Raw genomic sequence first — 22,559 nt, 5'->3', positions numbered from 1 at the left:
GGACGGCGGACCACACCGACACAACAAGTTGAGATTGAGTTGTCCAGATTGAGGAGACTTCCGTGCCGAACCGACGCCGACGCAAGCTTTCGACAGCCATGAGCGCGGTCGCCGCTGTGGCAGTGGCGAGTCCTTGCGCATACTTCCTTGTCTACGAATCGACGGCCGGCAACAAGCAGCCCGAACACCACGACTTCAAGCAGGCGGCCGTGATGGCCGACCTGCCCGGCGAGCTGATGGGCGCGCTGTCGCAGGGGTTGTCGCAGTTCGGCATCAACCTGCCGCCGGTTCCCGCGCTCGGCGGGGGTGCGGCCAGCACGCCGGGCCTGACCAGCCCCGGCTTGGGCACGCCGGGCCTGACCAGCCCCGGCTTGGGCACGCCGGGCCTGGGAACGCCGGGGCTCACCAGCCCTGGCCTGACCAGCCCCGGGTTGACCAGCCCCGGACTCACCAGCCCGGGACTCACCAGCCCAGGTTTGACCAGCCCCGGTCTGGCCAGCCCTGGCCTGGCACCCACAACGCCGGGGCTCACCGCGCCCGGCGCGCTGCCGACCACACCGGGCGCCGGAGTGGCAACCCCGGGCGCCGGGCTCAACCCGGCGCTCTCCAACCCCGGGCTGACCAGCCCGGCCGGCGTGGCACCGGGCCTCGGTAGCCCGACCGCGGCGGGCGAAGTGCCGATCACCGCACCGGCCAGCCTGGACCCCGGCGCCGACGGCACCTACCCGATCCTCGGTGACCCGTCCTCCTTCGGTAACGGTTCGCCGGTCGGCGGCGGGACCGGCCTCGGCGGCGGCAGCGGGAGCTCCGGCGGCGGTGGTGGCCTGGTCAACGACATCATGCAGGCGGCCAACCAGCTGGGCGCGGGCCAGGCCATCGACCTGCTCAAGGGCTTGGTGATGCCGGCCATCACGCAAGGCATGCAACAAGGCGCCGCGGGCGCGCTCCCGGGTGCGGCCGGTGCGCTGCCGGGCGCGGCCGGTGCCTTGCCGGCCGCCGCGGGGGCCTTGCCCGGCGCCGCGGGGGCCCTGCCGGGCGCCGCGGGCGCTCTGCCGGGTGCCGCCGCGGGTGCCCTGCCGGCCGCGGCCGGCGCTGCCGGTGCGTTGCCGGCCGCCGCGGGCGCGGCGCCGGTCCTGCCTCCCGTCTAGACCTCCGGGGAACCCTTCAACCAGACGGCACCGCAGAATTTTTCTGCGGTGCCGTCGATTTTGTCCAGATTCCCACCGCCCAGTTCGTGTCGTCTCATCATTAACATCAGAAACACAAGTAACATCGCCTGGTGTCTCCTAGTCGCGGGCCGACGACGCTGCTCACCGCCATCGCGGCGACCGTGGTCATCGTCTCCTGGGTGGCGGACACGACGCGCGATCGCGGCACCGCCGACCCGCCGCCCGCCCACGGCACCCAGCTGGCCGAACAGCCGCTGATCGGGCTGGGCGGCGGCGTCACAGTTCGCGACATCAGCCAGGCCACCCCGTTTTCACTCGTCGCGCTCACCGGCGACCTGGCCGGCACGTCGACCCGGGTGCGGGCGAAACACCCCGACGGTTCGTGGGGGCCCTGGTATCAGACCGAGTACGAGACCGCGGCGCCCGACGGGGCGACGGCGGCCGGGTCACTCGAGGGGCCCCGGGGCACCGATCCGGTGTTCGTCGGCACCACCACGACCGTCCAGATCGCGGTCACCCGGCCGATCGATGCGCCGGTGACCCAGGGGCCGCCCGCGCCCGCCACCGGCACCGGCCTCGGCTACAAGCCAGCGTCGCGGGAACAACCCTTCGGGCAGAACATCTCCGCCATCCTCATCTCCCCGCCGCAAGCGCCGCCGAAGAAGCAATGGACGCCGCCGTCGGGAGTCTTGATGCCCGGCCAGGCGCCCGCCATCATCAGCCGGGCGGAGTGGGGCGCCGACGAGTCGCTGCGATGCGGTAGTCCGCAGTACGACAACGGGATTCGCGCCGCCGTCGTGCACCACACCGCGGGCAGCAACGACTATTCGCCGCTGGAATCGGCCGGGATCGTCAAAGCCATCTACACCTATCACAGCAAGACCCTGGGCTGGTGCGACATCGCCTACAACGCCCTGGTCGACAAATACGGCCAGGTCTTCGAGGGCAGCGCCGGTGGGCTCACCAAAGCGGTCGAGGCCTTCCACACCGGCGGGTTCAACCGCAACACCTGGGGTGTGGCGATGATCGGCAATTTCGACGACGTGCCGCCGACGCCGATCCAGCTGCGCACGCTGGGCCGGCTGCTCGGCTGGCGGCTGGGCCTCGACGGCGTCGACCCCAAGGGCACGGTGGCATTGGAGTCGGCGGGCAGCCACTACACCACCTTCGCGGCCGGTTCGATCGCGACGCTGCCGACGATCTTCACCCACCGCGATGTCGGCAACACCGATTGCCCGGGCAACGCCGCCTACGCGCTCATGGACGAAGTGCGCGACGTCGCGTCGCATTTCAACGACCCCCCGGAGGAACTGATCAAGGCGCTACAGGGCGGCGCGATCTATGACCATTGGCAGGCGATCGGTGCCATGAACAGCGTGCTGGGCGCGCCGACGTCGCCGGAAGACAGCGCGGAGGGTGACGCGCGGTACGTGACGTTCGCCCGGGGTGCGATGTACTGGTCGCCCGAAACCGGCGCCCAACCCGTCACCGGCGCGATCTACGACGCCTGGGCCTCGCTGAGCTACGAACGCGGCCCGCTCGGCTTGCCGACCAGCGCCGAAATTCAAGAGCCGCTGCAGATCACGCAGAACTTCCAACACGGCACGCTGAACTACGAGCGGCTCACCGGAAACGTCACCGAGGTCGCGGAGGGGATCACGACCCCGCTCACAACGCAATCACCGAGCGGACCGACCGTCGCGCCAGAACATTTCTCGCTGCCCGCGCACCCCTCCGCCACCTAGTGGCGAGACGCTAGAGCCACCAGCGTTCCAGCACCCGGCCCACCCCGTCATCGTTGTTGGCGGCGGTGACCTCGTCCGCCGCGGCGAGCACCTCGGGGTGGGCATTCCCCATCGCTACCCCATGGCCGGCCCAGCGCAGCATCGGCAGATCGTTGGGCATGTCGCCGAACGCCACCACCTCCCCGCTGGTGATCTGCAGGGGCCTGGCGATTTCGTCGACACCGGTGGCCTTGCTGGTGCCCAGCGGCACGATCTCCACGAGTCCGTTGTTGGTGGAGTAGGTGATGTCGCCCTCGAGGCCGACATGCTTGGCCAGTTCGGCCGCCATGTCGGCGCTGCGGGCCCCGCTGCGGCGGATCAGCAGTTTGATCGCCGGCGCGCTGAGCAGGTCTTCGATCGACACCTCGGTGTTGTCCGGGTTCAGCCAGGCGTGCTCGTAGCCGGGCGAACTGATGAACTGGGGGGTCGCCGTGTCGTGGGCGCGCTCGCCGATGCGCTCCACGGCCAGGCCCGCGCCCGGGATGACGCGCGCCGCCAGCTCCGCCAGCTCCGCCAGGGTGTCGACCGGCAGCGTGCGCGTCGACACCACCCGGTCGGCCGAAGGGTCGTAGATGACGGCACCGTTGGCGCACACCGCGATCGGCGCGAAGCCGAGCGCGTCGACGACGGGGCGTATCCACCGGGGTGGCCGGCCGGTCGCCACGACGAACGTCGCGCCGGCGGCGACGGCCGCGCGCACGGCATCGCGGGTGCGCGGGGTGATGGTCTCGTTGTCGTCGAACAGGGTGCCGTCGACGTCGCAGGCTATGAGCGCCGGCAGGGTCATCGGGACGGCCCGCCTTCGCAGCTCACCGGTCTGATCAATGGACGCCGCTCTGGTTCTGTCCCGGTCGGGTCACGCCGTCGGTGCCGTACTTCTGCATCCGGGCCTGCAACTCCGACAGGCGGATCGCCCGCGAATCCTCCTGGGTGGGCGCGGCGCCGCCGAGCCGTCGCGGCACCCAGAACTCTCCTTCGGGATGCGGGTACTCCTCCTGCACCCGGTACAGCAACTCGTTCATCGCCCCGCGCAGCACCGCGTTGAGCTGCTCGGGCGTGCCCTGCGGCGGCAGCGGCCGCCCCGCGGCGACGGTGATCGGAACCTTGTTGCGCCACACCTTCTTCGGATGATCCTTGGGCCAGATCCGATGGGCACCCCAGACGACGATCGGAACGATCGGCACCTGCGCGTCCAGCGCCATCCGGGCCGCGCCGGTCTTGAACTCGCGAAGCTCGAAGCTACGGCTGATCGTGGCTTCGGGGTGCATCCCGATGAGCTCGCCCTCCCGCAGGCGCTGTACGGCCACCTCGAGCGCGTCGTGCCCGCTCCTGCGGTCCACCGGGATCAGCCGAGCGTGGTTGATCACGTAGTTGACCGCCTTCACCTCTGCCATCTCCGCCTTGATCATGAAGTAGGCGCGCCGGCGCCGTTCCCGCACGGCGAGGAGCGTCGGCAGCCAGTCGAGGTAGCTGGTGTGGTTCTGGGCCAACAGCGCGCCGCCGCGCTCGGGGATGTTCTCCAGGCCTCGATAGGTGAACGTCGTCCCCTGCGCCGCGACCATCGGCGGAACGATCCACTCGCACAACCGGTAAAACCCCTCGGGCATGTCTTCTCCTTCGCCTACCGCGACGGCCGTCCACTGCGACCGGCGGCCCGTGCCGCGGCCTCGTCTGCCTCCATCCGGGCGGCCTCCGCGATGGTCGGTGCTCCTCCGCCCAGCCGGCGCGGCGTCCAATACGCCCCGGGTTCGTGCGGGTAGCCCCGTTGCACCTGGTGCAGCAGCGTGGTCATCGATTCGCGCAGCGCGGCGTCGGTCCGCGCGATGTCTTCGGCCGCCCACACCGGCGCGCCCACCTGCACACTAATCGGTACCTTGGCGCGGCCCACGTTGCGCGGGTGGTCCTTGGTCCAGATCCGGTGCGCACCCCAGACGATCAGCGGAACGATCGGGACGTCCGCTTCGATCGCCATTCGGGCGGCGCCCGACTTGAATTCCTTGAGCTCGAAGCTGCGGCTGATGGTGGCCTCCGGGTACACCCCGACCAGCTCGCCCTCGCGCAGCCGCCGCACGGCCACCGCGTACGCGCCGGCCCCCGCTCCCCGGTCCACCGGAATGGTCCGGGTGTGCTTGATCAGGAAGTTGACGATCTTCACCTGCTGCATCTCGGCCTTGATCATGAACCTGAGCCGGCGACCCCGGCGATGGACGGCCAGCGCGGCGGGCAGGAAGTCGACATAGCTGGTGTGGTTGATCGCGATCACGGCGCCACCGGTGCCGGGGATGTGTTCCTCGCCTCCGTACGAGATCTGGGTGTCGGTGGCGACGACCACCAGCCGAGCCAGGATCTCGAGCGTGCGGAAGACGGGCTCCACCATCGATTGCTACTCCGGCGCTCCCGCGGGTCGAGCGCGGCGAGCCGCGCGAGCGGCCGCCTCCTCGGCGTCCATCCGGGCGGCTTCGGCCAGCGACGGGGCGCTGCCGCCCAGCCGGCGCGGCACCCAGAACTCCCCGGCCGGATGCGGCCCGTACATTTCCTGGGCCCGCTCCAGCAGGTGTTGCATCCGCGAGTGCAACGGCCCCTTCAATTCCTCGACGCCCAGCGTCGGTGCGATCGGCTCACCGACGAGCACGATGATCGGCACCTTCGGGCGCAGCAACTTCTTGGGGTGGCCCTTGGTCCAGATGCGCTGCGCGCCCCAAACGATCACCGGAACGATCGGCACCCCCGCCTCGACCGCCATCCTGGCGGCCCCCGACTTGAATTCCTTGATCTCGAAGCTGCGGCTGATGGTGGCTTCCGGATAGACGCCGACCAGCTCGCCGTCCTTGAGATTCCTCACCGCCTCCTCGTAGGAGGCGGCGCCGTCCTGCCGGTTCACGGAGATGTGCCGCAGGCTGCGCATGATCGGCCCGGTGATCTTGTGGTCGAACACTTCCTGCTTGGCCATGAACCGCACCTTGCGGCCCAGACCCTGCCGGTAGGCGGGCAGGCCCGCGAACGTGAAGTCGAGGTAGCCGGTGTGGTTGATGGCGATGACCGCCCCACCGCTCTTGGGCAGGTTTTCGACGCCCGCGACGGTGATCTTGAGACCCTGTAATCGCCAAGTCAAGCGGGCAAGTTGAATGACAGTCCCGTATACCGGTTCCACAGCTGATCAGCCTAGTGCTCCCGGCTGTGAGTCACCCGACATGCCGAAAAGAGGCGGTCCCTTGACCTTCCCGGCGTCACCCGTTCCGCCACCCGCGATCGTCCGCCAGTTTGCCGCCGGCCGAGCGGTGCGCGCCGTCTGGGTCAACGAAATCGGCGGTGTGACTTTCCGGATCGGCACTGACGACGCCGAAGCCGAGTTCGTCAAGGTCGCCGACGCCCGCGCCGCCGACTTTGCCGGCGAAGCGGCCCGCCTGCGCTGGGCGGGCAAGTACGTGACGGTGCCGCCGGTGCTGGGCGCCGGCGTCGACGGGCGCAGCGCCTGGCTGCGCACCCGGGGACTAGCCGGCGTATCGGCCGTGCATCCCCGCCTTCGCGCCACACCCGAACTCGCGGTGCGGGCGATCGGCGTCGGCCTGCGCACGTTGCACGACCGGCTGCCGGTGTCGTCCTGCCCCTTCGACTGGTCCGTGGCCACCCGACTGGCCACGTTGCCACCCGCCGCGGCTTCGGGCTTGGGCGGCCAACCGCCCATCGACCGACTGGTGGTCTGCCACGGCGATGCGTGCGCACCCAACATCCTGATCGACGAGCGCGGCCGCTACTGCGGATACGTCGACCTCGGCGACCTCGGTGTGGCCGACCGGTGGGCCGACCTCGCGGTCGCGACCCTGTCACTGGGCTGGAATTTCCCAGGCCGGGCCTGGGACACGGAATTCTTCGCCGCCTACGGAGTCGAGCCGGATCCCGAACGCATCGACTTCTACCGACGGCTGTGGCAGGCCGGCGATGCCACCTCGCGCTAAGCTCGGGGGCTGGAAAACCGTTACCCGGCCATGGGGCCGCTACGGACCCAGGAAGGTGTTTGTGCAGGTCACCAGCGTAGGTCACGCCGGATTTCTGATCGAGACCCCCGCGGGCCGCATCCTCTGCGACCCCTGGGTCAATCCCGCGTACTTCGCGTCGTGGTTCCCGTTCCCCGACAACAGCGGGCTGGACTGGGACAGGCTCGGCGACTGCGACTATCTCTATGTCTCGCACCTGCACAAGGATCACTTCGACCCCAAGAACCTGGCCGAGCACGTAAACAAGGACGCGGTGGTGCTGCTGCCCGACTTCCCGGTCCCCGACCTGCGAAACGCGCTGCAAGAGCTGGGTTTCCACCGGTTCTTCGAGACCACCACCTCGGTCAAGCACCGGATCAGCGGCCCGAAGGGCGACCTCGACGTCATGATCATCGCCCTGCGGGCGCCGGCCGACGGTCCGCTCGGTGATTCCGCTCTGGTGGTTTCCGACGGCGAGACAACGGCTTTCAACATGAACGATGCCCGGCCGGTCGACCTGGACGTGCTGGAGTCGGCGTTCGGTCGCATCGACGTGCACATGCTGCAGTACTCCGGCGCGATCTGGTACCCGATGGTCTACGACATGCCGGCCCGCGCCAAGGAGTCGTTCGGTGTCCAGAAGCGGCAGCGGCAGATGGACCGGGCCCGCCAGTACATCGCCCAGGTGGGCGCGACGTGGGTCATCCCGTCGGCGGGGCCGCCCTGCTTCCTGGACCCCGAGCTGCGTCATCTCAACGACGACCACGACGATGCGGCCAACATCTTTCCGGACCAGATGGTGTTCCTCGACCAGATGCGCGGCCACGGGCACGACGGTGGCCTGCTGATGATCCCCGGCTCCACCGCGGACTTCGCCGGCACCGCCTTGAACTCGCTGCGCCACCCGCTGCCCGATGACCAGGTCGAGGCGATCTTCACCACCGGGAAACAGGGCTACATCGCCGACTACGCCGAGCGGATGGCGCCCGTCGTCGCCGCGGAGCGGGCGAGCTGGGCCCCCGCCGCCGGAGAGCCGCTGCTCGAGCAGCTGCGCGCGCTGTTCGAGCCGATCATGTCGCAGAGCGACGAGATCTGCGACGGGATCGGCTATCCCGTCGAACTCGTGATCGGGCCGGAGACCGTCGTCCTCGACTTCCCGAAACGTGCGGTGCGCGAACCCGTTCCCGACGAGAAGTTCCGCTACGGGTTCGCCATCGCGCCGGAGCTGGTCCGCACCGTGCTGCGCGACCGGGAACCGGACTGGGTCAACACCATCTTCTTGTCCACCCGGTTCCGGGCGTGGCGCGTCGGCGGCTACAACGAATACCTGTACACGTTCTTCAAGTGCCTGACCGACGAACGGATCGCCTACGCCGACGGTTGGTTCGCCGAGACGCACGACGATTCGTCGTCGGTCACGCTGGACGGCTGGGAAATCCAGCGGCGCTGCCCACATCTGAAGGCCGACCTCTCGAAATTCGGTGTGGTCGAGGGCAACACGTTGACCTGCAACCTGCATGGCTGGCAGTGGCGATTGGACGACGGGCACTGCCTGACCGCGCGGGGCCACCAGCTGCGAAGTTCACGGGCATGAGCGGCCAGTCCTACGACGACGGCCTGGTCCAGCTGGACCGTGCGGCGATCACGTTGCGCCGCTACCACTTTCCTTCGGGAACCTCGAAAGTCATTGCGCTGGAAACCGTCCGGGGATACAAGGCCGAGTGGCTGGGATTGTTCACCCAACGGTTCCGGATCTGGGGCAGCTCCGACTTCCGTCGCTGGCTGCCACTGGACGTCGGCAGACCGTTCAAATCGACGTTGATCACCTTGGACGTGCCGGGGATTCGGCCCCGGCCCGCCTTCACGCCGGCACGGCCGGAAGAGTTCACCGCACTCCTGGACGCGTTGCTAAGTCAGCGCGGATAGCGGCGCGCGTGTGTGCGCAAAGGGCTGGCTGCGCCCGCCGTCGGCGACCCGGACGTAAGCCGACCTCATCGCGTCGATGTAGCGGCCCACCGATTCGCGGGCGGCCGGGTTGTCGGGGAACAGCACCGTCACCTTGGTCTCGTGCTGGAGGCGAATCACCCACAAGGAGACCTGGTGGGAGACCCTGCCCTCGTCGTAGATCCGAAAGTTCAAGTCCGAGTTGGCAACTGACGACAGTGGGGCGATGCTCGCGTCCAGGAAAGACATCACGAAGTTGCCGGGCCGTGGCCTGCCCAGCCCGGCCTCCGGGGGCGCCAGCTCCAGCACCCGGTCGAACGGCACGATCGCCAATTCGATGCCAGAGTCGAAGGACGTCTGCGCGGAGCGCGCCGCGTCCTCGAACAGGCCCGCACCGACGCCGACGGTGACCGGAACCAAGCCGGTGAACCAGCCCGTCGTCATCAATTCCGTCGGCGTCCTGCGCGTGTCGGTGGTGGTCACCACGGAAAACGAATCAGCGCCGGTCAAGTGACGGTGCGTGAGGCCGGCGCAACCGAACACCCCGCCGCTGAACCGAGCGCCCGCGGCGACGCAGGCCCGCTCGAACCGCTCCGTCTGCCGCTCGTCCAGCAGCGTCTCGGTGACGAGCTTTCCGGCGTAGGGCACCGCGAGGTCGCCGAGGGGTAGCGGAAAGTACGGCAGCGTGCCACCGTTGCCGGAGGCGAAATCCATCCATGCGCGCACCTCGGGGGAGTCGGCCGTCAACGCGTCCATCTCCTCCCGCTGCCGGACGCAGTAATCCCCGTACCGGCCGGCCTCCGGGAGGTCGACCGGTGCGTCGCCGCCGACCAGGGCCGCGTACATCAGGTGGATCTCCGTGAAGAGGACGCCGACGATCATCGGGTCGACGCACAGGTGGGCGATGCTCGCGTAGAAGGTGAAGTGATCGTCGCCCTGCACCACCCCGAAGAAGAAGCAGTCCCACTGCAGCGGTTGCGGGGTGGAGATGTGCTCGCGCAACTCCTCCGGCGTCAGTCGCCCGTGCTCCATCGGGACCAGTTCGATGTCTGCCGGGTCGGCGATCGTGTGCCGCACGATATGGCGCGCATCGCGGTACTCGAACCAGCTGTGGTACGTGTCGTGTCGACGGATGTGCGCGTTGACCGCGTAATTCATCGCGCGGATGTCACAGCGGCCCGGGACGTCCCAGGTGAAGATCATCAAGCGCGACATGTCCAGGCCCCGGGCGGCGTGATCGCGGTAGCGCCGAAGATGTTGCGTTTGCTGATAGCTGGGTGGCACCGGGCTGACCGGCGCTTCTGCGGCTTTCGCCTTCGCTGCGGGGGAAGCATGCCAGCAGACGACGGGGCTTGCTTGCGGTGTCCAGTCCCGGAGTGTCGTTATGCCAAACACTGAAAACCCTGCACCTCCGCGCTATTCGGCTCGGCATAGCCCAAGCTGAGCGGCCCACCAAGCGATGCTTCCGGCAACCTACCGTCCGCGCCGATGCCACGGAGCCGAGCTGCCGGCGCGCCCGCTGCTGGCCGCGGCTGAACGTGGTCACGCTCCTCCACGAAACCCTTTGGTGGACACCAAATAACGGCGGGCACCGAACCGGCAGGTCCGGCCGCCCCCAGGATTTCTCCAGCCGCAGGTTCAGCTGCGGGAAACTTCAGCATAACCGCTCTGGCTGGGAGCCGCGCTGTGAAACCCCGTGGGGCGTTACGCCTGAATTACGCCCGACTGAACACAAGGTACCGAGATTTGCCGTCCCCGCGGGAGTTCAGCGGCTGACGGTGTCGGCCGGGCGGGTTTCCGGACGGGCCCGGGCCGCGTCCGGTACGGTTGCCCAGCATGTGGATCACCGTGCTGGTGTTGGCCGGCTCGGTGATCTTCGAACCGATACGGCTCGGCTTGGTGATCCTGCTGCTCAGCAGGCGGCGCCCGCTCTTGCAGCTGCTGGTGTTCTTGTGCGGGGGATTCGCCCTGGGGGTCGGCGCTGGTCTCGTGGTGCTCTTCGTCCTGCGGGCCGCGCCGGTCGTGGGCCATCTGAGCGTCGCGGAGGTCCAGATCGCTTCCGGGGTGGTCGCTTTGCTGATCGCGCTGGTGTTGTTCACGAGTTGGTCACTGCGCAGGGTCGCCCGCCCCGTCGACGCGGCGGCCGGCGGTGGCGGAGGCCTTGTCCTGCTGGATCGGGCGGCGCCGAACGCCCGGCAGCGGCTGGCCGACCGCGCACGCGTGTTCTTGCGCGGCGACTCCCTCACCGTGGCGGCGGTCAGCGGGATGGGCGCGTCGCTGCCGTCGGCGAACTACATGGGCTCGATGGCGGCCATCCTGGCCTCGCATGCCGCCCCGGTCGCCCAGGTTCAGGCCCTGCTGGCCTTCAACCTGGTGGCATTCACCGTGGCCGAGATCCCCCTGATCGGTTACCTGGCCGCGCCGCAGAAGACGCGGGCCGCCATGGCCGCGCTGCAAACCTGGCTGCGATCCCGCGGCCACCGCGACGTCGCCGTCCTGGTCGCGGCAGGCGGCTGCTTCATGCTCGTCCTCGGACTGACCGGCGCCGGCGCGGGGTAGCATCCCTGCTATAGCTCGACCGACAGGCCCGAGGAGAGTTCGTGAACAAACTGCTCGTCGGGGCCGTCGCCGTGGGAATGCTGACGTGCACAACGGTTTTCGATGACGGCGTCGCCGGCGCCGACACCGCGCTGATAGTGCCCGGAACGGAGCCCTCCCCGTATGGCCCGCTCAGGTCGCTGTATCACTTCGACCCGTCGATGCAGCCGCAGATCGACGAGAACTATTACAGTCCCGCCGCCGTCCGGCGCGTCGTGCCCTATCCCGGCAGCTTCTGGCCGGTCACCGGGCTGAATTCGCCGACCGTCAACAGCTCCGTGAACACCGGGGCGAACAACCTCGACGCCGCGATCCGCAACACCGAAGGTCCCATCTCGGTGGCCGGCCTGTCCCAGGGCACGCTGGCGCTCGACCGCGAGCAGGCGCGCCTGGCGCACGATCCGACCGCACCGCCGCCGAATCAGCTCACGTTCATCAAGGCCGGCAACCCCAACAACCTGCTCTATCAGGCGTTCGGGCCGGGGACGCATGTGCCGATCATCGACTACACGGTCCCGGCTCCGGTGGAGAGCCAGTACGACACGATCAACATCGTCGGCCAGTACGACCCGTTCTCCGACCCACCCAACCACCCCGGCAATCTGCTGGCCGACCTGAATGCCGTTGCGGCCGGGGGATATTACGGCCACACCGCCACGGCGTTCTCCGACCCCTCCCGCGTCGCGCCGTGGGACGTCAAGAGGACGACCAACAGCCTGGGCGCCACGTCGACGACGTATTTCATCCGTAACGCCGAGCTGCCGCTGGCCCGGGCGCTGGTCGACGGGGCGGGCATGCCCCCCGAGGCGGTCGGCCCGATCGACGCGGCGCTGCGGCCGTTGATCGACAGGGCCTACGACCCGGGCCCCGCGCACGACCCCGTCCAGATGATCAACGGCCTCGCCCACATCCCGACGATCATCTCCGCCGTCTCCTGGCCCGTCCGCGGTGCGAGCGCCGGAATCAACCTGGCCACCAACTCGTTCGCGGTCGCCAACCTGGCCCGAACCATCACCCCGGGGCCCGGGCTCGGCAGGGGCGGCAAGGGTCTGCTGCCGAAGCTCGTCCGCGCCGTGGTCAAAGCCAAGAAGTAGTGCCGGCTAGAGCCTGAGCCCGTCGTGCGGCGAAAAGCCGACCAGCTGCTCGGCCGTCCACGCCGGTGACTTCGCTTCGTCGGGCAGCAGCGGCTTGCGTTTGACCGGGCCGCGGTGCTGCCGCAACGACCATCGTCCCGCGGCCGCCCGCAGCGATGGCCGCCACCAGTTCGCCCGCCCGACCAGGACGGCGATCGCGGGCACCGTCACCGTCCGCAGCAAAAACGTATCCAGCAGCAGACCCGTGCCCAGCACGAAACCGCCCTGGACCACGGTGGACAGGCTGGCGAACACCAGGCCGTACATCGACGCGGCCATGATCAGGCCCGCCGCGGTGATCACCCCGCCCGTCGAGGACACGGTTCGGATGACACCCGAGCGCATTCCCGATGCGGACTCCTCCCGCAGCCGGGAGATGAGCAGCATGTTGTAGTCGGCCCCGACCGCCACCAGAATGACGAACGTCAAACCCGGCACGCTCCAATGCAATTCCTGGCCCAAGATCAGTTGGAAGACGATGACGCCGATGCCGAGGGCCGACATGTACGAGACGATCACCGTCCCGATCAGATACAGCGGCGCGACGACCGCGCGCAGCAGGGCGATCAGGATCAGCAGCACCACGCAGACGGTCATCGCGATGATGAATCGCAGATCGTGATCGTAGTAGTCGCGCGTCTCCTTGAGCACGACGGGCAACCCCACCACCGATACCCTGGCATCGGCCAGCGTGGTATTGGGCTGGGCGCCCTGCGCGGCGGCCCTGATCGCGTCCACCTGGTCCATCGCCGCGGTGCTGAACGGATCGAGGTTGGTCTGGATCAAGTACCGCATCGCATGGCCGTCGGGCGAAACGAACGCGCCGGCAAGCCTTTTCAGCTGGTCGGCGCTCATGCCCCCGAGCAGGCCCTGCACTCCGCCCGGCAACGCCCCGGGCTTGCCGCCCTCACCGGTGGCATACGACAACGCCTGCGCCGGGATGTAGAAGCCGGCCATCGCCGGCGTCGTCGCCTCGTTCTTCATGGACAGCAGGAACGCGGACGCCTCGCCCATCCCGAAGCCCATCTTCTTGACCTGGTCGACCAATTGCTGCACACCGTCGGCCAATTGGCGGCTGCCGTCCGCGAGTGTGTTGGTCCCCTGCTGCAGGAAGGTGATCTTCGCCCGCATGCCGCCCGGGCCGCCCATCCCCAGCGAGCCCATCGCGCCGATGACGGTGGACAACGCCCGGCGCAACCCGGAAACCGTTGCCGCGAGGGTCTGCACGGCCTGGGTCGCCCGCAACTGGCGGGCCAGCTCCGAAATCTTGCCCAGTGTTCCGTCGTCGCGCGCCGTCACCAGCCGCTGTAATTCGTCGCGCGCGTTGACGCAGGCGGGCTCGGCGCTGCACATGGGGCTGTTGTCCAGCGCCCCCAGCACCGGATGGGCCCAATCAGAGTTGTCGGCAACGAAGTTGGCGTTGGCGCCGATGGCATCGCCGAGCGAACGCATGCCGTTGACGAGCCGTTCGGCGCCATCGAGTTCGGCCAGCGCCCGGTTCCCGCCGAAGATGTTCTGCAAGGCCGCCAGGGCGTCGACCATGCCGCCGACCGCTGACACGGCCTGATTGACCTGGGTCCGTACGTCGCCGAGCCGGCCCGCCATCAGGTTGGCGCCACCCGCGAGCCGATCGAGATCGCCGGTATGGTCGACGATTTGCCTGGAACCCGCGTCCAGCTTGTCGCCGACTTCGCCGGCCTGCCATGAGGTTTTGGCCTGCTCCAGCGATTGCCCGGTGGGCCGGGTGATGCCCCGGACCATCGCGACGCCCGGCACCTGGCTGACCCGTTGCGCCATCTGCTCGAGGTCGGCGAGGGCCTTCGCCGTGCGCAGGTCCTGCGGCGAGGAGATGAACAAGTACTCGGGGACGATCAGGTTGGTCGAGAAGTGTTTTTCCAGCGCGGCGTAGCCGACCGAACTTTCCACGTTGCCCGGTAGGGCCTTGCGGTCGTCGTAGTTGTACCGGGCCAGCCCCGCGCACCCGGCCAGGATCACCAGCACCAGCGCGCTGGCCAGTAGGTGGGCCTTGGGCCGCCGCACGATGTTGATGCCCGACCGCCGCCAGAAGCTACGGCTGAGATCGCCGCGCGGCGCGATCCAGCCGCGGCGCCCGGCGAGCACCAGCAGCGCGGGCAGCAGCGTGATTGCGGCGAAGAAGACGACGGCCACCGAGATGCCCAGCACCGGCCCGACCGTCCGCAGAATTCCCAACTGGGTGAAGATCATTCCGAGAAACGTGACCGCGACGGTGGCCGCCGAGGCGGCGATCACCTTGCCGATGGACGCCAACGCCTTGACGACCGCCTGGTCGGAGTCCACGCCCTGGCGCACGTAGTCGTGGTAGCGGCTGATCAGGAAGACGGCGTAATCCGTTCCGGCGCCGACCATCATCCCGCTCATGAAGATGACGGTCTGGTTGGCGATGCCCAGGCCGGCCAGCCCGACCAGGGCCACCAACCGCTGGGCCACCACCGCGGACATGCCTATGGTCAGCAACGGCAGCACCATCGTGACCGGGTTGCGGTAGATGACGAACAGGATGACGAACAAGAGCACGACGATCGCGAGCTCGATCCGCGTCCTGTCCCGCTGGCCGGTGACGTTCAGGTCGGCGACGGTGGACGCGGGCCCGGTCAGGTTGGCCGTCAGCGTAGACCCGGCCACGGTCTGCCGCACGATCTCGGCCACCCGCGCGTACGCCCGCTTGGATTGCGGGGAGCCCAGATCGCCGGGCAGGCCGACGGGCAGCATCCAGGCCTGGTGGTCCTTGCTGGTCAGCAGTTCACGCAGCGGCGGCGTGGCCAGGAAATCCTGCAGCATCGCCACGTCTCGGGTGTCGCGGCGCAGGGCCTCGGTGAGTTTGCGGTAGGTGCCTTCGTCGGCCGCGGTCAAGCCTTTGGCGTCGCTGAGCACCACCACGGCGATGCTCTGCAACCCGGCCTCGCCGAAAGCGGCGTTCATGGTGCGGGTGGCGGCCAGCACCGGCGCGTCGGACGGCAGGATGGCGACCGGGTGTTGCTGGGAGATCTCTTCCAGCGACGGCGCGGTCAGCGCGAGGATGCCCGCAAGCGCGATCCAGACGCCGATCACCAGCCACGGCCTTCGCCCGACGAGGCGCCCGAGGCGGGGGAAGACGCCCACCGGGTCGTCCCGGCCAGTCTTCGCTAGTGACATTGAAAACCGCATTCTGCTTCGAGCGTCAATGCGTCGCCTGCCGGTCGCGGCCGGCGACGTTACGCGCACGCTCCGCCGCCCCGCCGTCGGCGATGCGGACGCACACGGATTTTATGGCACCCAGATACCGGGTGACGTTATTTCGGGCCACCGGATGGTCGGGAAACAACACGCTCGCCCCGGTCTCGTCGAACCGCCCCACCATGGTGCTGAGCGGGTAGGTGACCCTGCCGTCACTGTGTGCGCCGACGGTCAGGCCCTCGAACAACTTGGTCATCATCGACAGCGGATTGGCTTGCGCGTCAAAGAAGTTCACCAGCGAGAACAACGGCGGGGGCCTGCGCAGCGAGGGCTGTAGTTCCACGACCCGTTCGAACGGGACCCTCGCGAGGTCCGCGCCGGAGTCGAAGGACGCCTGGGCGCTTCGTGCCATGGCGTTGAACGATGATCCGGCGACGGGAACGGTGACCGGGATCTGCCCGGTGAACCACCCCTGCGTCGTGAAGTCGGCCTGCGTGCTGCGGGTGTCTTTCGGGGTGATGGCGAAATACGTTCCGGCTCCGGTCAACTCGTGAACGGCGAGAGCCAGGCACGCGAACATCCCGCCGACGAACCGGGCGCCGGCCGCCACACAGGCGGTTTCGAATCGATGCGTCTGTTCCTCGTCCAACAGGGTCACGCCCAACAGGTCACCGGCGCAGGGCGCGGAGGGGTCGCCGAGGGCAAGCGGGAACGCCGGGAACGTCCCGCCGTTGAGTTCGGCGAAGTCGATCCACTCCCGCACCTCGGGCGAGTCGACGGTCAGGCCCGCGGTGTAGTCGCGTTGCCGTAGGCAGTAGTCGGCATAGCTGCCGGCCGGCGGCAGCTCGACCGGCGGATTTCCCGCGGTCAGCTCGGCGTACATGGTCCGGAACTCCAGGAGTCCCATCCCGACGAACTGGCCGTCGGCGTGCAGGTGATCGATGCTGGCGTAGAAGGTGAAGCGGTCCGGGCGCTGAATCACCCCGAAGCTGAAGCAATCCCACTGCAGCGAATCGGGGGTGGACACTATGTGCTCCCGCAGCCGCGCGCCGGTCACCTCGCCGTGTTCGGTGGGGACGAACTCGATGTCCGCCGGGTCGTCGAGGGTGTGCCGCACGATGTGGTCGGCGTCGTGGTACTCGAACCAGCTCCGGTAGGTCTCGTGCCTGCGCAGGTGCGCATTGATGACGTAGGTCATGGCCCGCAGGTCGCAGCGGCCCGACACCTCGACCGACGCGATCAGCAGCCGCGAATGGTCCAGGCCGCGGGCGGCCTGTTCGCGCAGGCTCCGCAGGTGCCGGGCCTGCACGTAGCTGGGCGGCACGGCGCTCGCCGGTGCCGCGACGGCCCTCTCGCGCGCGGCGGGCGACGGGTGCCACGAGAACAATGTGCCGGGAGCCGGCGCCCACTCGTCGACCGTGGAGACGTCCAAGGGGCCGATCCGCACTGCTACCTCCCGTGCTTCAGCACCGACGGCTCTGCGCGGAGAACGGCAGCTGACTGCGTATCGGGGGGATCCGCCGAACACCGGTGTGCTGAGGTTCGGTGGGTAGCCTAGCCCGCGTCGTCGTGGGCCGCTTGGTACGGCGTGCCGCCGGCTGCGCCGGCCCGACCGTCAGGCCGTGCGGTCGGCGAGCGCCTGTCGGGCCGCATTGTAGCCGGGGATGAACGTGATGCCCGGTCCGCCGTGGCAGCCCGCGCTGCCCAGGTACAACCCCTCGATCGGTATCGGCTGGCCGCGAAAGCCCTTCGGGCCGGGCCGGTTCGGCCCGATCTGGTCGGGGTTGAGCAGTCCGTGGCAGTAGTCGCCCCCGGGCGCGCCGAACATCACGCCCATGTGCTTGGGCGTGAAGGTGGTGTGCCGGATGATGCTGCGCTCGAAGTTCGGCGCCAACCGGGTGATCTTGTCGATCACCCGCTGACCCATTTCGACCTTCGCCTCGCCGTAATCGGCGTCGCCCTCGATCGGGAACCACAAGGCGAACGCCGAGGCGGCGTGCTTGCCCGCGGGCGCCAGGTCGGGGTCGTTCTGGGTGGGGATCTGCAGCACGACGGTCGGGTCGGCCGGGACGATCCCGCGCCGCGCGTCCTCCCACTGCCGCTGGACCTCCTCGGGCGTGCAGAACAGGCCGATCGACGCCTGCATGGCCGGATCGTTGAGCGCCTCGTAGGGCGCGGCGAACGCAGGCGCTTCTTCGAGCGCGAAGTGCATCTGCAGGTAACTGCCCCGGTGGTCGGTCTTGGCGTACCGCTCGCGGATGTCACCGGGCAGCAGGGCGGGGTCGATCAGCTCGTTGAGGGTGAAATCGGGCGCGATACCGGAGACGACGATCGGGGCGGTCAGCTCCTCACCGCCCTCGGTGCGCACCCCGGCCACCCGCCCGTCGGTGACCACGATCTCGGTCACCTTGGTCCGCAGCCGGACTTCGCCGCCGTGGCTTTCCAGCAGTTCGCCCAGGTGCGCGGTGAGCGCCCCGATGCCGCCGCGCAACTTCTTCATCTGCATGGTGTCGCCGTCGGGGACGCCCAACCCGAAGGCCAGCGCGGCGGCGCTGCCCGGGGTTTCCGGCCCGCGATAGAGGGTGTTGACCGCCAGCACGGTCATCGAGCCGCGCAGCGCACCGTGCTTCTCGCGGTCGGGCAGATAGCGGTCCAGCACGTCGGTGACCGACCCGAACAGCATGTCGTCGATCGCCGAGCGTTCGAATTCGTTTGTCGCGCAGGCATACATCTCGTCATACGTCTTGGGCTGCGTCCCCGCCTCGAACCGGCCCAGCGCCCGCGTCGGAGCCTGGCTCCAGGCCATCAGGCCCGCCATCCCGTTGACCGCGTCCGCCCCGTGCACCTCGTTGAGGTGGGTGAACAGCTTGACGGGGTCGCTGTACTGGATCAGCGGGTCGTCACCGACGCCGCGCACCGCCACCGACATCACGTCCAGGTCGATCGTCGGCAGGGTGTCCAGGCCGAGTTCGTCGACCACCACCTTCGAGGTGGGGAACTGCACCGAACCGGCGATCTCGAACCGATACCCGTCGAAAAGCTCCACCGTTGACGCCATCCCGCCGGCGTAGAGCTTGGAATCCAGGCACACCGTGCGCAAGCCCGCCTTCTGCAGCAGCACCGCCGCCGCCAGGCCGTTGTGTCCCGCACCGATAACTATCGCGTCATACCGTGTCATGTTCCTGCCCTCCACGAGAGGAGGCTGACACGGCGCCGAAGTTTTGTCAATTATGACGAAACTTTTATCCGCGGTCGGTGGTCCAGGCGTCGGTGATGCCCGCGCGCAACGACTCCAGCGCCGCGTGACACATCCGCGCCAGTTCGCCCAGCGACCGGTCGTCGCCCAGCATCCAGAACTCCATCGCACCGAAGACGCCCGCCGCGATGCAGCGCGCGATCACCGCGGCACGCAATCGCCCGTCCAGCGTCCCGGCGGTCGTACAGCTACGCCGATGCAACTGCGTCTCGATGACACCCGCGAAGTCGGCCTGGACCTCCTGCATGTGGCGCACGATGCGGCCGGGGTCGAGCTCGCCGCCCCGCAGTGCGGCGATTTTCGTCACGGCCTCAACGTCATAGGGGAACGAGAAGATGGCCGACTGCACCGAATCGATGATCGCCTCGTCGGCGGGCCGGGCGTCCAGTGCGGCCCGAAACCAGTTCAGCCCGGTGTAGTCGGCAAACAGCAGATCGTGCTTGGACTTGAAGTGCCGATAGAACGTCCGCAGCGACACCCCGGCGTCCGCCGCGATCTGCTCGGCCGACGTCTCCTCGACGCCCTGGGCGAGGAACCGGACCATGGCCGCCTGGACCAACGCCTCCCGCGTGCGCTCGCTGCGCACCGTCTGCGCCGGCCTGACCATGCAAGTAAGGTACCGCAACCACCTTTTGTCAGTATTGACAAAACTTTGGCTTCGGGGTGAGACTGCGCCCATGGTCTCGCTTCTTGTGCATGCAGTGCTCGGGTTCGGTGTCATCGGCTGGATCGTCGCCTCGAACTCGAAGGTGTTCGCCCGGCCGGCCGGCGGGCCGCTGTTCACCCCGCTGGAATGCCTGTACTACGTCATCGGCATCGGCTCGGTGGTCCTGGGCTGGTACTTCAACATCACCTACGTCCAGCAGTACTCGCACGGGTCCACCAATCCGTTGTGGGGCGAGCACGGCAGCTGGGCCGAATACATCAGGCTGATGTTCACCAATCCCGCCGCGGACTCCGCCAGCCAGGATTACACGATCGCGAATGTCATTCTGCTGCCGCTGTTTACCATCGTGGACGGTTACCGCCGCGGGCTGAAGCACCCGTGGCTGTTCTTTGTGTCGAGCCTTTTCACCAGCTTCACGTTCGGGTTCGCCTTCTATTTCGCCACCATGGAGCGGCAGCGCCGGCACCAACAAGCCCGCGAGACGGTGGACGCCTAGTTTCCGTCCGCCCAGCGCCGGGCCCACCGGTCGAGGGGATCGAGCGCCTCGCCCAACGACCGGCCGGCTTCGCTGAGCTCGTAAGACTGATCGTCGCGCTGGACGACCAGGCCCGCGTCCGACAGTTCGCCGAGACGGTCATACAAGACGCTGGGAGACATCCCGTCGCAGCGCTCCCGCAACGACCTCGCCCCCAGCGGTCCGTCGCGAAGCTCCCACAGGATCCGCAGCGACCAGCGCCGCCCGAGGAGGTCGAGGGCCGCCATGAGTGGCCGCCCGGTTGTCGACCCCCGCACGGGGCGCCCCGGTCGAGCCACCGATTGACGTTTCGGATTCCGTAACGTAGCTTTCCTGTCCATGGTTACGGAAATAGTAACGCCTCGCATCGACGCCCTCGACCCGCCATACGAGGCCGCGGTGGCGGCCCTACTGCAGAAGATGATGCCGCCGGACGTGCCGCCCATCGCCCTGTTTCGCGTCGTGGTGCGCAACATGCCGATGGCCGAGGCCATGACGCGCTGGGGCGGTTACGAGCTGAGCCGCGCGTTGTCGCTGTCCCTTCGCGACCGCGAGATCGTGATCGATCGCACCTGCGCTCGCTGCGGCTGCGAGTACGAATGGGGCGTGCACGTCGCGTTTTCGCGGACAAGGCCCGCCTCGATCGCACGCAGATCCACTCCCTGACCCACGGCGACGCCGACGATCCGTGCTGGACGGCCGAGCGAGATCGCCTACTCGTCCGTGCCGTGGATTCGCTCTACGACCGTCGAGACATCGACGATGCCCTCTGGATGGCGCTGCGCGCCGAATTCGACGAAAGCCAGATCCTCGACCTCACGATGCTGTGCGGCTGGTATCACGCGATCAGCTTCACCGCGCGTGCCGCCCGGGTCCCGCTCGAGGCGGGCAGCCCCACCTTCAGGTCGGTTTGACGGCACGCCACCGTTGCCGCCCACCTGAGGGGTGGATCTGGACATCGACGAATCCCGCGTTGCGCAACCGCGCGCCCAGATCAGCGGGCGCGATCGGGTTGTAGGTGTCGGCGATGTGCAGCAGCCGGAAGGACAGCGAAGGTACACCGTCGCTGCCGGCGAACACCCCACCCGGCCGCAGCACCCGGGACGCCTCGGCGAAGAGCCGGTTCTGCAGTTCGGCGCTCGGCACGTGGTGCAGCATGGTGAAGCACACGACCGAGGTGAAGTGATCGGCGGGCAGCCCGGTGTCCGCGCCGTCGCCGTGGATGATGCGGGCCCGGTCGCCGTAGCGGCGCTCGAGGCGGTCGGCCATCGCGGCGTCGACCTCGACGGCGGTGAGCGAATCGGCCCTGTCCAGCAAGGCGCGCGTCGTCGCCCCATAACCCGGGCCGATTTCCAAAGTCCGCGAACCTAATTCGACGCCGTCCAACGCCCAGGGCAACAGCCGCCCCGCCACCGCTTTCTGCCAGGCCGCCGAGCTACATCGGCGCCGGTGCAAAAGATTCATTCCCATAACCACGACGTTAGGCGCACCTGAGGAAGGCGCACTTCCGATATCTTGCCGACTTATGTCGGAAATCAGCCATCACGGGTCGGCGACATCGTCGCTGGCTCTGCCGCCGGGTGCCCGGATCGAGCGGCACCGCCATCCCTTGCACCAGATCGTCTACCCGTCCTCGGGTGCGGTCTCGGTCACCACACCGGCGGGAACCTGGATCACGCCTGCGAATCGGGCCATCTGGATACCGGCGGGGTGCTGGCATGAGCACAAGTTCCACGGCCACACGCAATTTCACGGCGTCGCACTGGATCCCGGTCGCTATCGCCGCGGCCCCGGCGCACCGGCCGTGCTGGCGGTCAACCCGTTGATGCGCGAACTCATCATCGCCTGCTCGCGAACCGGCGCAACCGACACCGGCGAGCACCACCGGATGCTGGCCGTGCTGCACGATCAGTTGCAGGCGACGAGCGCCGTTGAGCCACTGTGGATTCCCACCCCCGTCGACGGCCGGCTGCGGGACGCGTGCGCGCTGATCGCCGATCATCTGCGCGAACCGTTGACGTTGCGGCAGATCGGCGATCGGATCGGCGTGGGCCAGCGCACGCTGAGCCGCCTGTTCCGCGAGGAGCTGGCGATGACGTTTCCGCAGTGGCGTACCCAGCTGCGGCTGCAGCACGCCCTGGTGCTGCTCACCGAGCGCCGCGATGTGACATCGGTGGCCTCCGAATGCGGTTGGGCCACACCGAGCGCCTTCATCGACACCTATCGGCGGGCATTCGGGCACACCCCGGGCGCCCGGCGTCTCTAGCCAATGATGGCGACCCGTCCCCCAGCTCCGCGGGGGCACCCCCAGCGCCCGGCTACGCC

Annotated in this window: 22 protein-coding genes; 11 read left to right on the top strand and 11 right to left on the bottom strand. The window is 68.5% G+C overall.

Annotated elements, in window-relative coordinates:
• Positions 1 to 62: 62 nt before the first annotated feature.
• Together C1737_RS20465 and C1737_RS20460 are read left to right on the top strand one after the other, a co-directional pair.
• On the top strand, positions 63 to 1,148 hold the full coding sequence (locus C1737_RS20465; protein WP_199182886.1) for a PirG: 1,086 nt from the start codon (positions 63 to 65) through the stop codon (positions 1,146 to 1,148).
• Positions 1,149 to 1,279: 131 nt separating this feature from the next.
• Positions 1,280 to 2,914, top strand: coding sequence for an LGFP repeat-containing protein (locus C1737_RS20460; protein ID WP_199182885.1), 1,635 nt, complete (start codon positions 1,280 to 1,282; stop codon positions 2,912 to 2,914).
• Between the two features lie 10 nt (positions 2,915 to 2,924).
• Here the strand turns inward: C1737_RS20460 and C1737_RS20455 are convergent, their stop codons facing one another.
• Genes C1737_RS20455 through C1737_RS20440 form a run of 4 tightly spaced genes read right to left on the bottom strand, consistent with a single transcriptional unit; the run spans position 2,925 to position 6,104 of the window.
• The gene (locus C1737_RS20455; protein ID WP_102419323.1) at positions 2,925 to 3,740 is read right to left on the bottom strand and encodes an HAD family hydrolase; all 816 of its coding nucleotides are present in this window, start codon (positions 3,738 to 3,740) and stop codon (positions 2,925 to 2,927) included.
• A 34-nt stretch (positions 3,741 to 3,774) separates the two neighbouring features.
• The gene (locus C1737_RS20450; RefSeq protein WP_102419322.1) at positions 3,775 to 4,560 is read right to left on the bottom strand and encodes a 1-acyl-sn-glycerol-3-phosphate acyltransferase; all 786 of its coding nucleotides are present in this window, start codon (positions 4,558 to 4,560) and stop codon (positions 3,775 to 3,777) included.
• 14 nt (positions 4,561 to 4,574) lie between these two features.
• A complete protein-coding gene (locus tag C1737_RS20445) occupies positions 4,575 to 5,330 on the bottom strand; it encodes a 1-acyl-sn-glycerol-3-phosphate acyltransferase (RefSeq protein WP_102419321.1) in 756 nt (251 codons plus the stop codon).
• A 6-nt stretch (positions 5,331 to 5,336) separates the two neighbouring features.
• Entirely contained in the window at positions 5,337 to 6,104 is a 768-nt protein-coding gene (locus C1737_RS20440; RefSeq protein WP_102419320.1) for a 1-acyl-sn-glycerol-3-phosphate acyltransferase, read from the bottom strand.
• Between the two features lie 61 nt (positions 6,105 to 6,165).
• Here C1737_RS20440 and C1737_RS20435 point away from each other — a divergent pair, with 61 nt between their 5' ends.
• The 3 genes from C1737_RS20435 (at position 6,166) to C1737_RS20425 (ending at position 8,853) form a co-directional block, all read left to right on the top strand.
• On the top strand, positions 6,166 to 6,909 hold the full coding sequence (locus tag C1737_RS20435; RefSeq protein ID WP_102419319.1) for a phosphotransferase: 744 nt from the start codon (positions 6,166 to 6,168) through the stop codon (positions 6,907 to 6,909).
• A gap of 61 nt (positions 6,910 to 6,970) precedes the next feature.
• Positions 6,971 to 8,521, top strand: a complete 1,551-nt coding sequence (locus C1737_RS20430) for an MBL fold metallo-hydrolase (RefSeq protein WP_067922075.1) — start codon at positions 6,971 to 6,973, stop codon at positions 8,519 to 8,521.
• Entirely contained in the window at positions 8,518 to 8,853 is a 336-nt protein-coding gene (locus tag C1737_RS20425; protein ID WP_067922066.1) for a hypothetical protein, read from the top strand. Before C1737_RS20430 ends, C1737_RS20425 begins: the two co-directional genes overlap by 4 nt.
• Here the strand turns inward: C1737_RS20425 and C1737_RS20420 are convergent.
• Positions 8,836 to 10,266 (bottom strand): condensation domain-containing protein, encoded by a 1,431-nt coding sequence (locus tag C1737_RS20420; RefSeq protein WP_102419318.1) that lies wholly within the window; start codon positions 10,264 to 10,266, stop codon positions 8,836 to 8,838. The genes C1737_RS20425 and C1737_RS20420 overlap by 18 nt on opposite strands.
• A gap of 441 nt (positions 10,267 to 10,707) precedes the next feature.
• Here C1737_RS20420 and C1737_RS20415 point away from each other — a divergent pair, with 441 nt between their 5' ends.
• Together C1737_RS20415 and C1737_RS20410 are read left to right on the top strand one after the other, a co-directional pair.
• On the top strand, positions 10,708 to 11,430 hold the full coding sequence (locus C1737_RS20415; RefSeq protein ID WP_102419317.1) for a GAP family protein: 723 nt from the start codon (positions 10,708 to 10,710) through the stop codon (positions 11,428 to 11,430).
• Between the two features lie 41 nt (positions 11,431 to 11,471).
• Positions 11,472 to 12,563, top strand: coding sequence for a PE-PPE domain-containing protein (locus tag C1737_RS20410; RefSeq protein WP_369807541.1), 1,092 nt, complete (start codon positions 11,472 to 11,474; stop codon positions 12,561 to 12,563).
• A 6-nt stretch (positions 12,564 to 12,569) separates the two neighbouring features.
• Here the strand turns inward: C1737_RS20410 and C1737_RS20405 are convergent, their stop codons facing one another.
• From C1737_RS20405 to C1737_RS20390, 4 genes are all read right to left on the bottom strand, one after another.
• On the bottom strand, positions 12,570 to 15,788 hold the full coding sequence (locus C1737_RS20405) for an RND family transporter (RefSeq protein ID WP_102419316.1): 3,219 nt from the start codon (positions 15,786 to 15,788) through the stop codon (positions 12,570 to 12,572).
• A 13-nt stretch (positions 15,789 to 15,801) separates the two neighbouring features.
• Positions 15,802 to 17,244 carry a condensation domain-containing protein gene (locus tag C1737_RS20400; protein WP_068096607.1) on the bottom strand — a complete coding sequence of 481 codons (1,443 nt, stop codon included), beginning with the start codon at positions 17,242 to 17,244 and terminating at the stop codon, positions 15,802 to 15,804.
• Between the two features lie 168 nt (positions 17,245 to 17,412).
• On the bottom strand, positions 17,413 to 18,975 hold the full coding sequence (locus C1737_RS20395; RefSeq protein WP_102420043.1) for an NAD(P)/FAD-dependent oxidoreductase: 1,563 nt from the start codon (positions 18,973 to 18,975) through the stop codon (positions 17,413 to 17,415).
• Between the two features lie 64 nt (positions 18,976 to 19,039).
• The gene (locus tag C1737_RS20390) at positions 19,040 to 19,660 is read right to left on the bottom strand and encodes a TetR/AcrR family transcriptional regulator (protein WP_102419315.1); all 621 of its coding nucleotides are present in this window, start codon (positions 19,658 to 19,660) and stop codon (positions 19,040 to 19,042) included.
• A 70-nt stretch (positions 19,661 to 19,730) separates the two neighbouring features.
• Between C1737_RS20390 and C1737_RS20385 the strand changes: the two genes are divergently transcribed.
• Positions 19,731 to 20,216, top strand: a complete 486-nt coding sequence (locus C1737_RS20385) for a DUF2834 domain-containing protein (RefSeq protein WP_068056562.1) — start codon at positions 19,731 to 19,733, stop codon at positions 20,214 to 20,216.
• On the opposite strand, the gene C1737_RS20380 is transcribed toward C1737_RS20385, so the two are convergent.
• Positions 20,213 to 20,482, bottom strand: a complete 270-nt coding sequence (locus C1737_RS20380) for a helix-turn-helix domain-containing protein (RefSeq protein ID WP_067925844.1) — start codon at positions 20,480 to 20,482, stop codon at positions 20,213 to 20,215. The two genes, C1737_RS20385 and C1737_RS20380, sit on opposite strands and share 4 nt — an antisense overlap.
• Positions 20,483 to 20,573: 91 nt before the next feature.
• Between C1737_RS20380 and C1737_RS26920 the strand changes: the two genes are divergently transcribed.
• Together C1737_RS26920 and C1737_RS26915 are read left to right on the top strand one after the other, a co-directional pair.
• Complete coding sequence (locus C1737_RS26920; protein ID WP_199182883.1) at positions 20,574 to 20,900, top strand: carboxymuconolactone decarboxylase family protein; 327 nt, start codon at positions 20,574 to 20,576, stop codon at positions 20,898 to 20,900.
• A 62-nt stretch (positions 20,901 to 20,962) separates the two neighbouring features.
• Positions 20,963 to 21,148, top strand: a complete 186-nt coding sequence (locus tag C1737_RS26915) for a hypothetical protein (RefSeq protein WP_199182881.1) — start codon at positions 20,963 to 20,965, stop codon at positions 21,146 to 21,148.
• Here C1737_RS26915 and C1737_RS20370 read toward each other — a convergent pair.
• Positions 21,135 to 21,704 (bottom strand): class I SAM-dependent methyltransferase, encoded by a 570-nt coding sequence (locus tag C1737_RS20370; RefSeq protein ID WP_102419314.1) that lies wholly within the window; start codon positions 21,702 to 21,704, stop codon positions 21,135 to 21,137. The genes C1737_RS26915 and C1737_RS20370 overlap by 14 nt on opposite strands.
• Before the next feature lie 55 nt (positions 21,705 to 21,759).
• On the opposite strand from C1737_RS20370, the gene C1737_RS20365 reads away from it, so the two are divergent.
• Positions 21,760 to 22,500, top strand: coding sequence for a helix-turn-helix domain-containing protein (locus C1737_RS20365; RefSeq protein WP_102419313.1), 741 nt, complete (start codon positions 21,760 to 21,762; stop codon positions 22,498 to 22,500).
• The last annotated feature ends 59 nt before the right edge of the window (positions 22,501 to 22,559 follow it).

Source organism: Mycobacterium sp. 4858, from assembly GCF_900240975.1.
Taxonomy (GTDB): Bacteria; Actinomycetota; Actinomycetes; order Mycobacteriales; family Mycobacteriaceae; genus Mycobacterium.
This window is presented reverse-complemented; position numbering and strand designations above follow the sequence as displayed.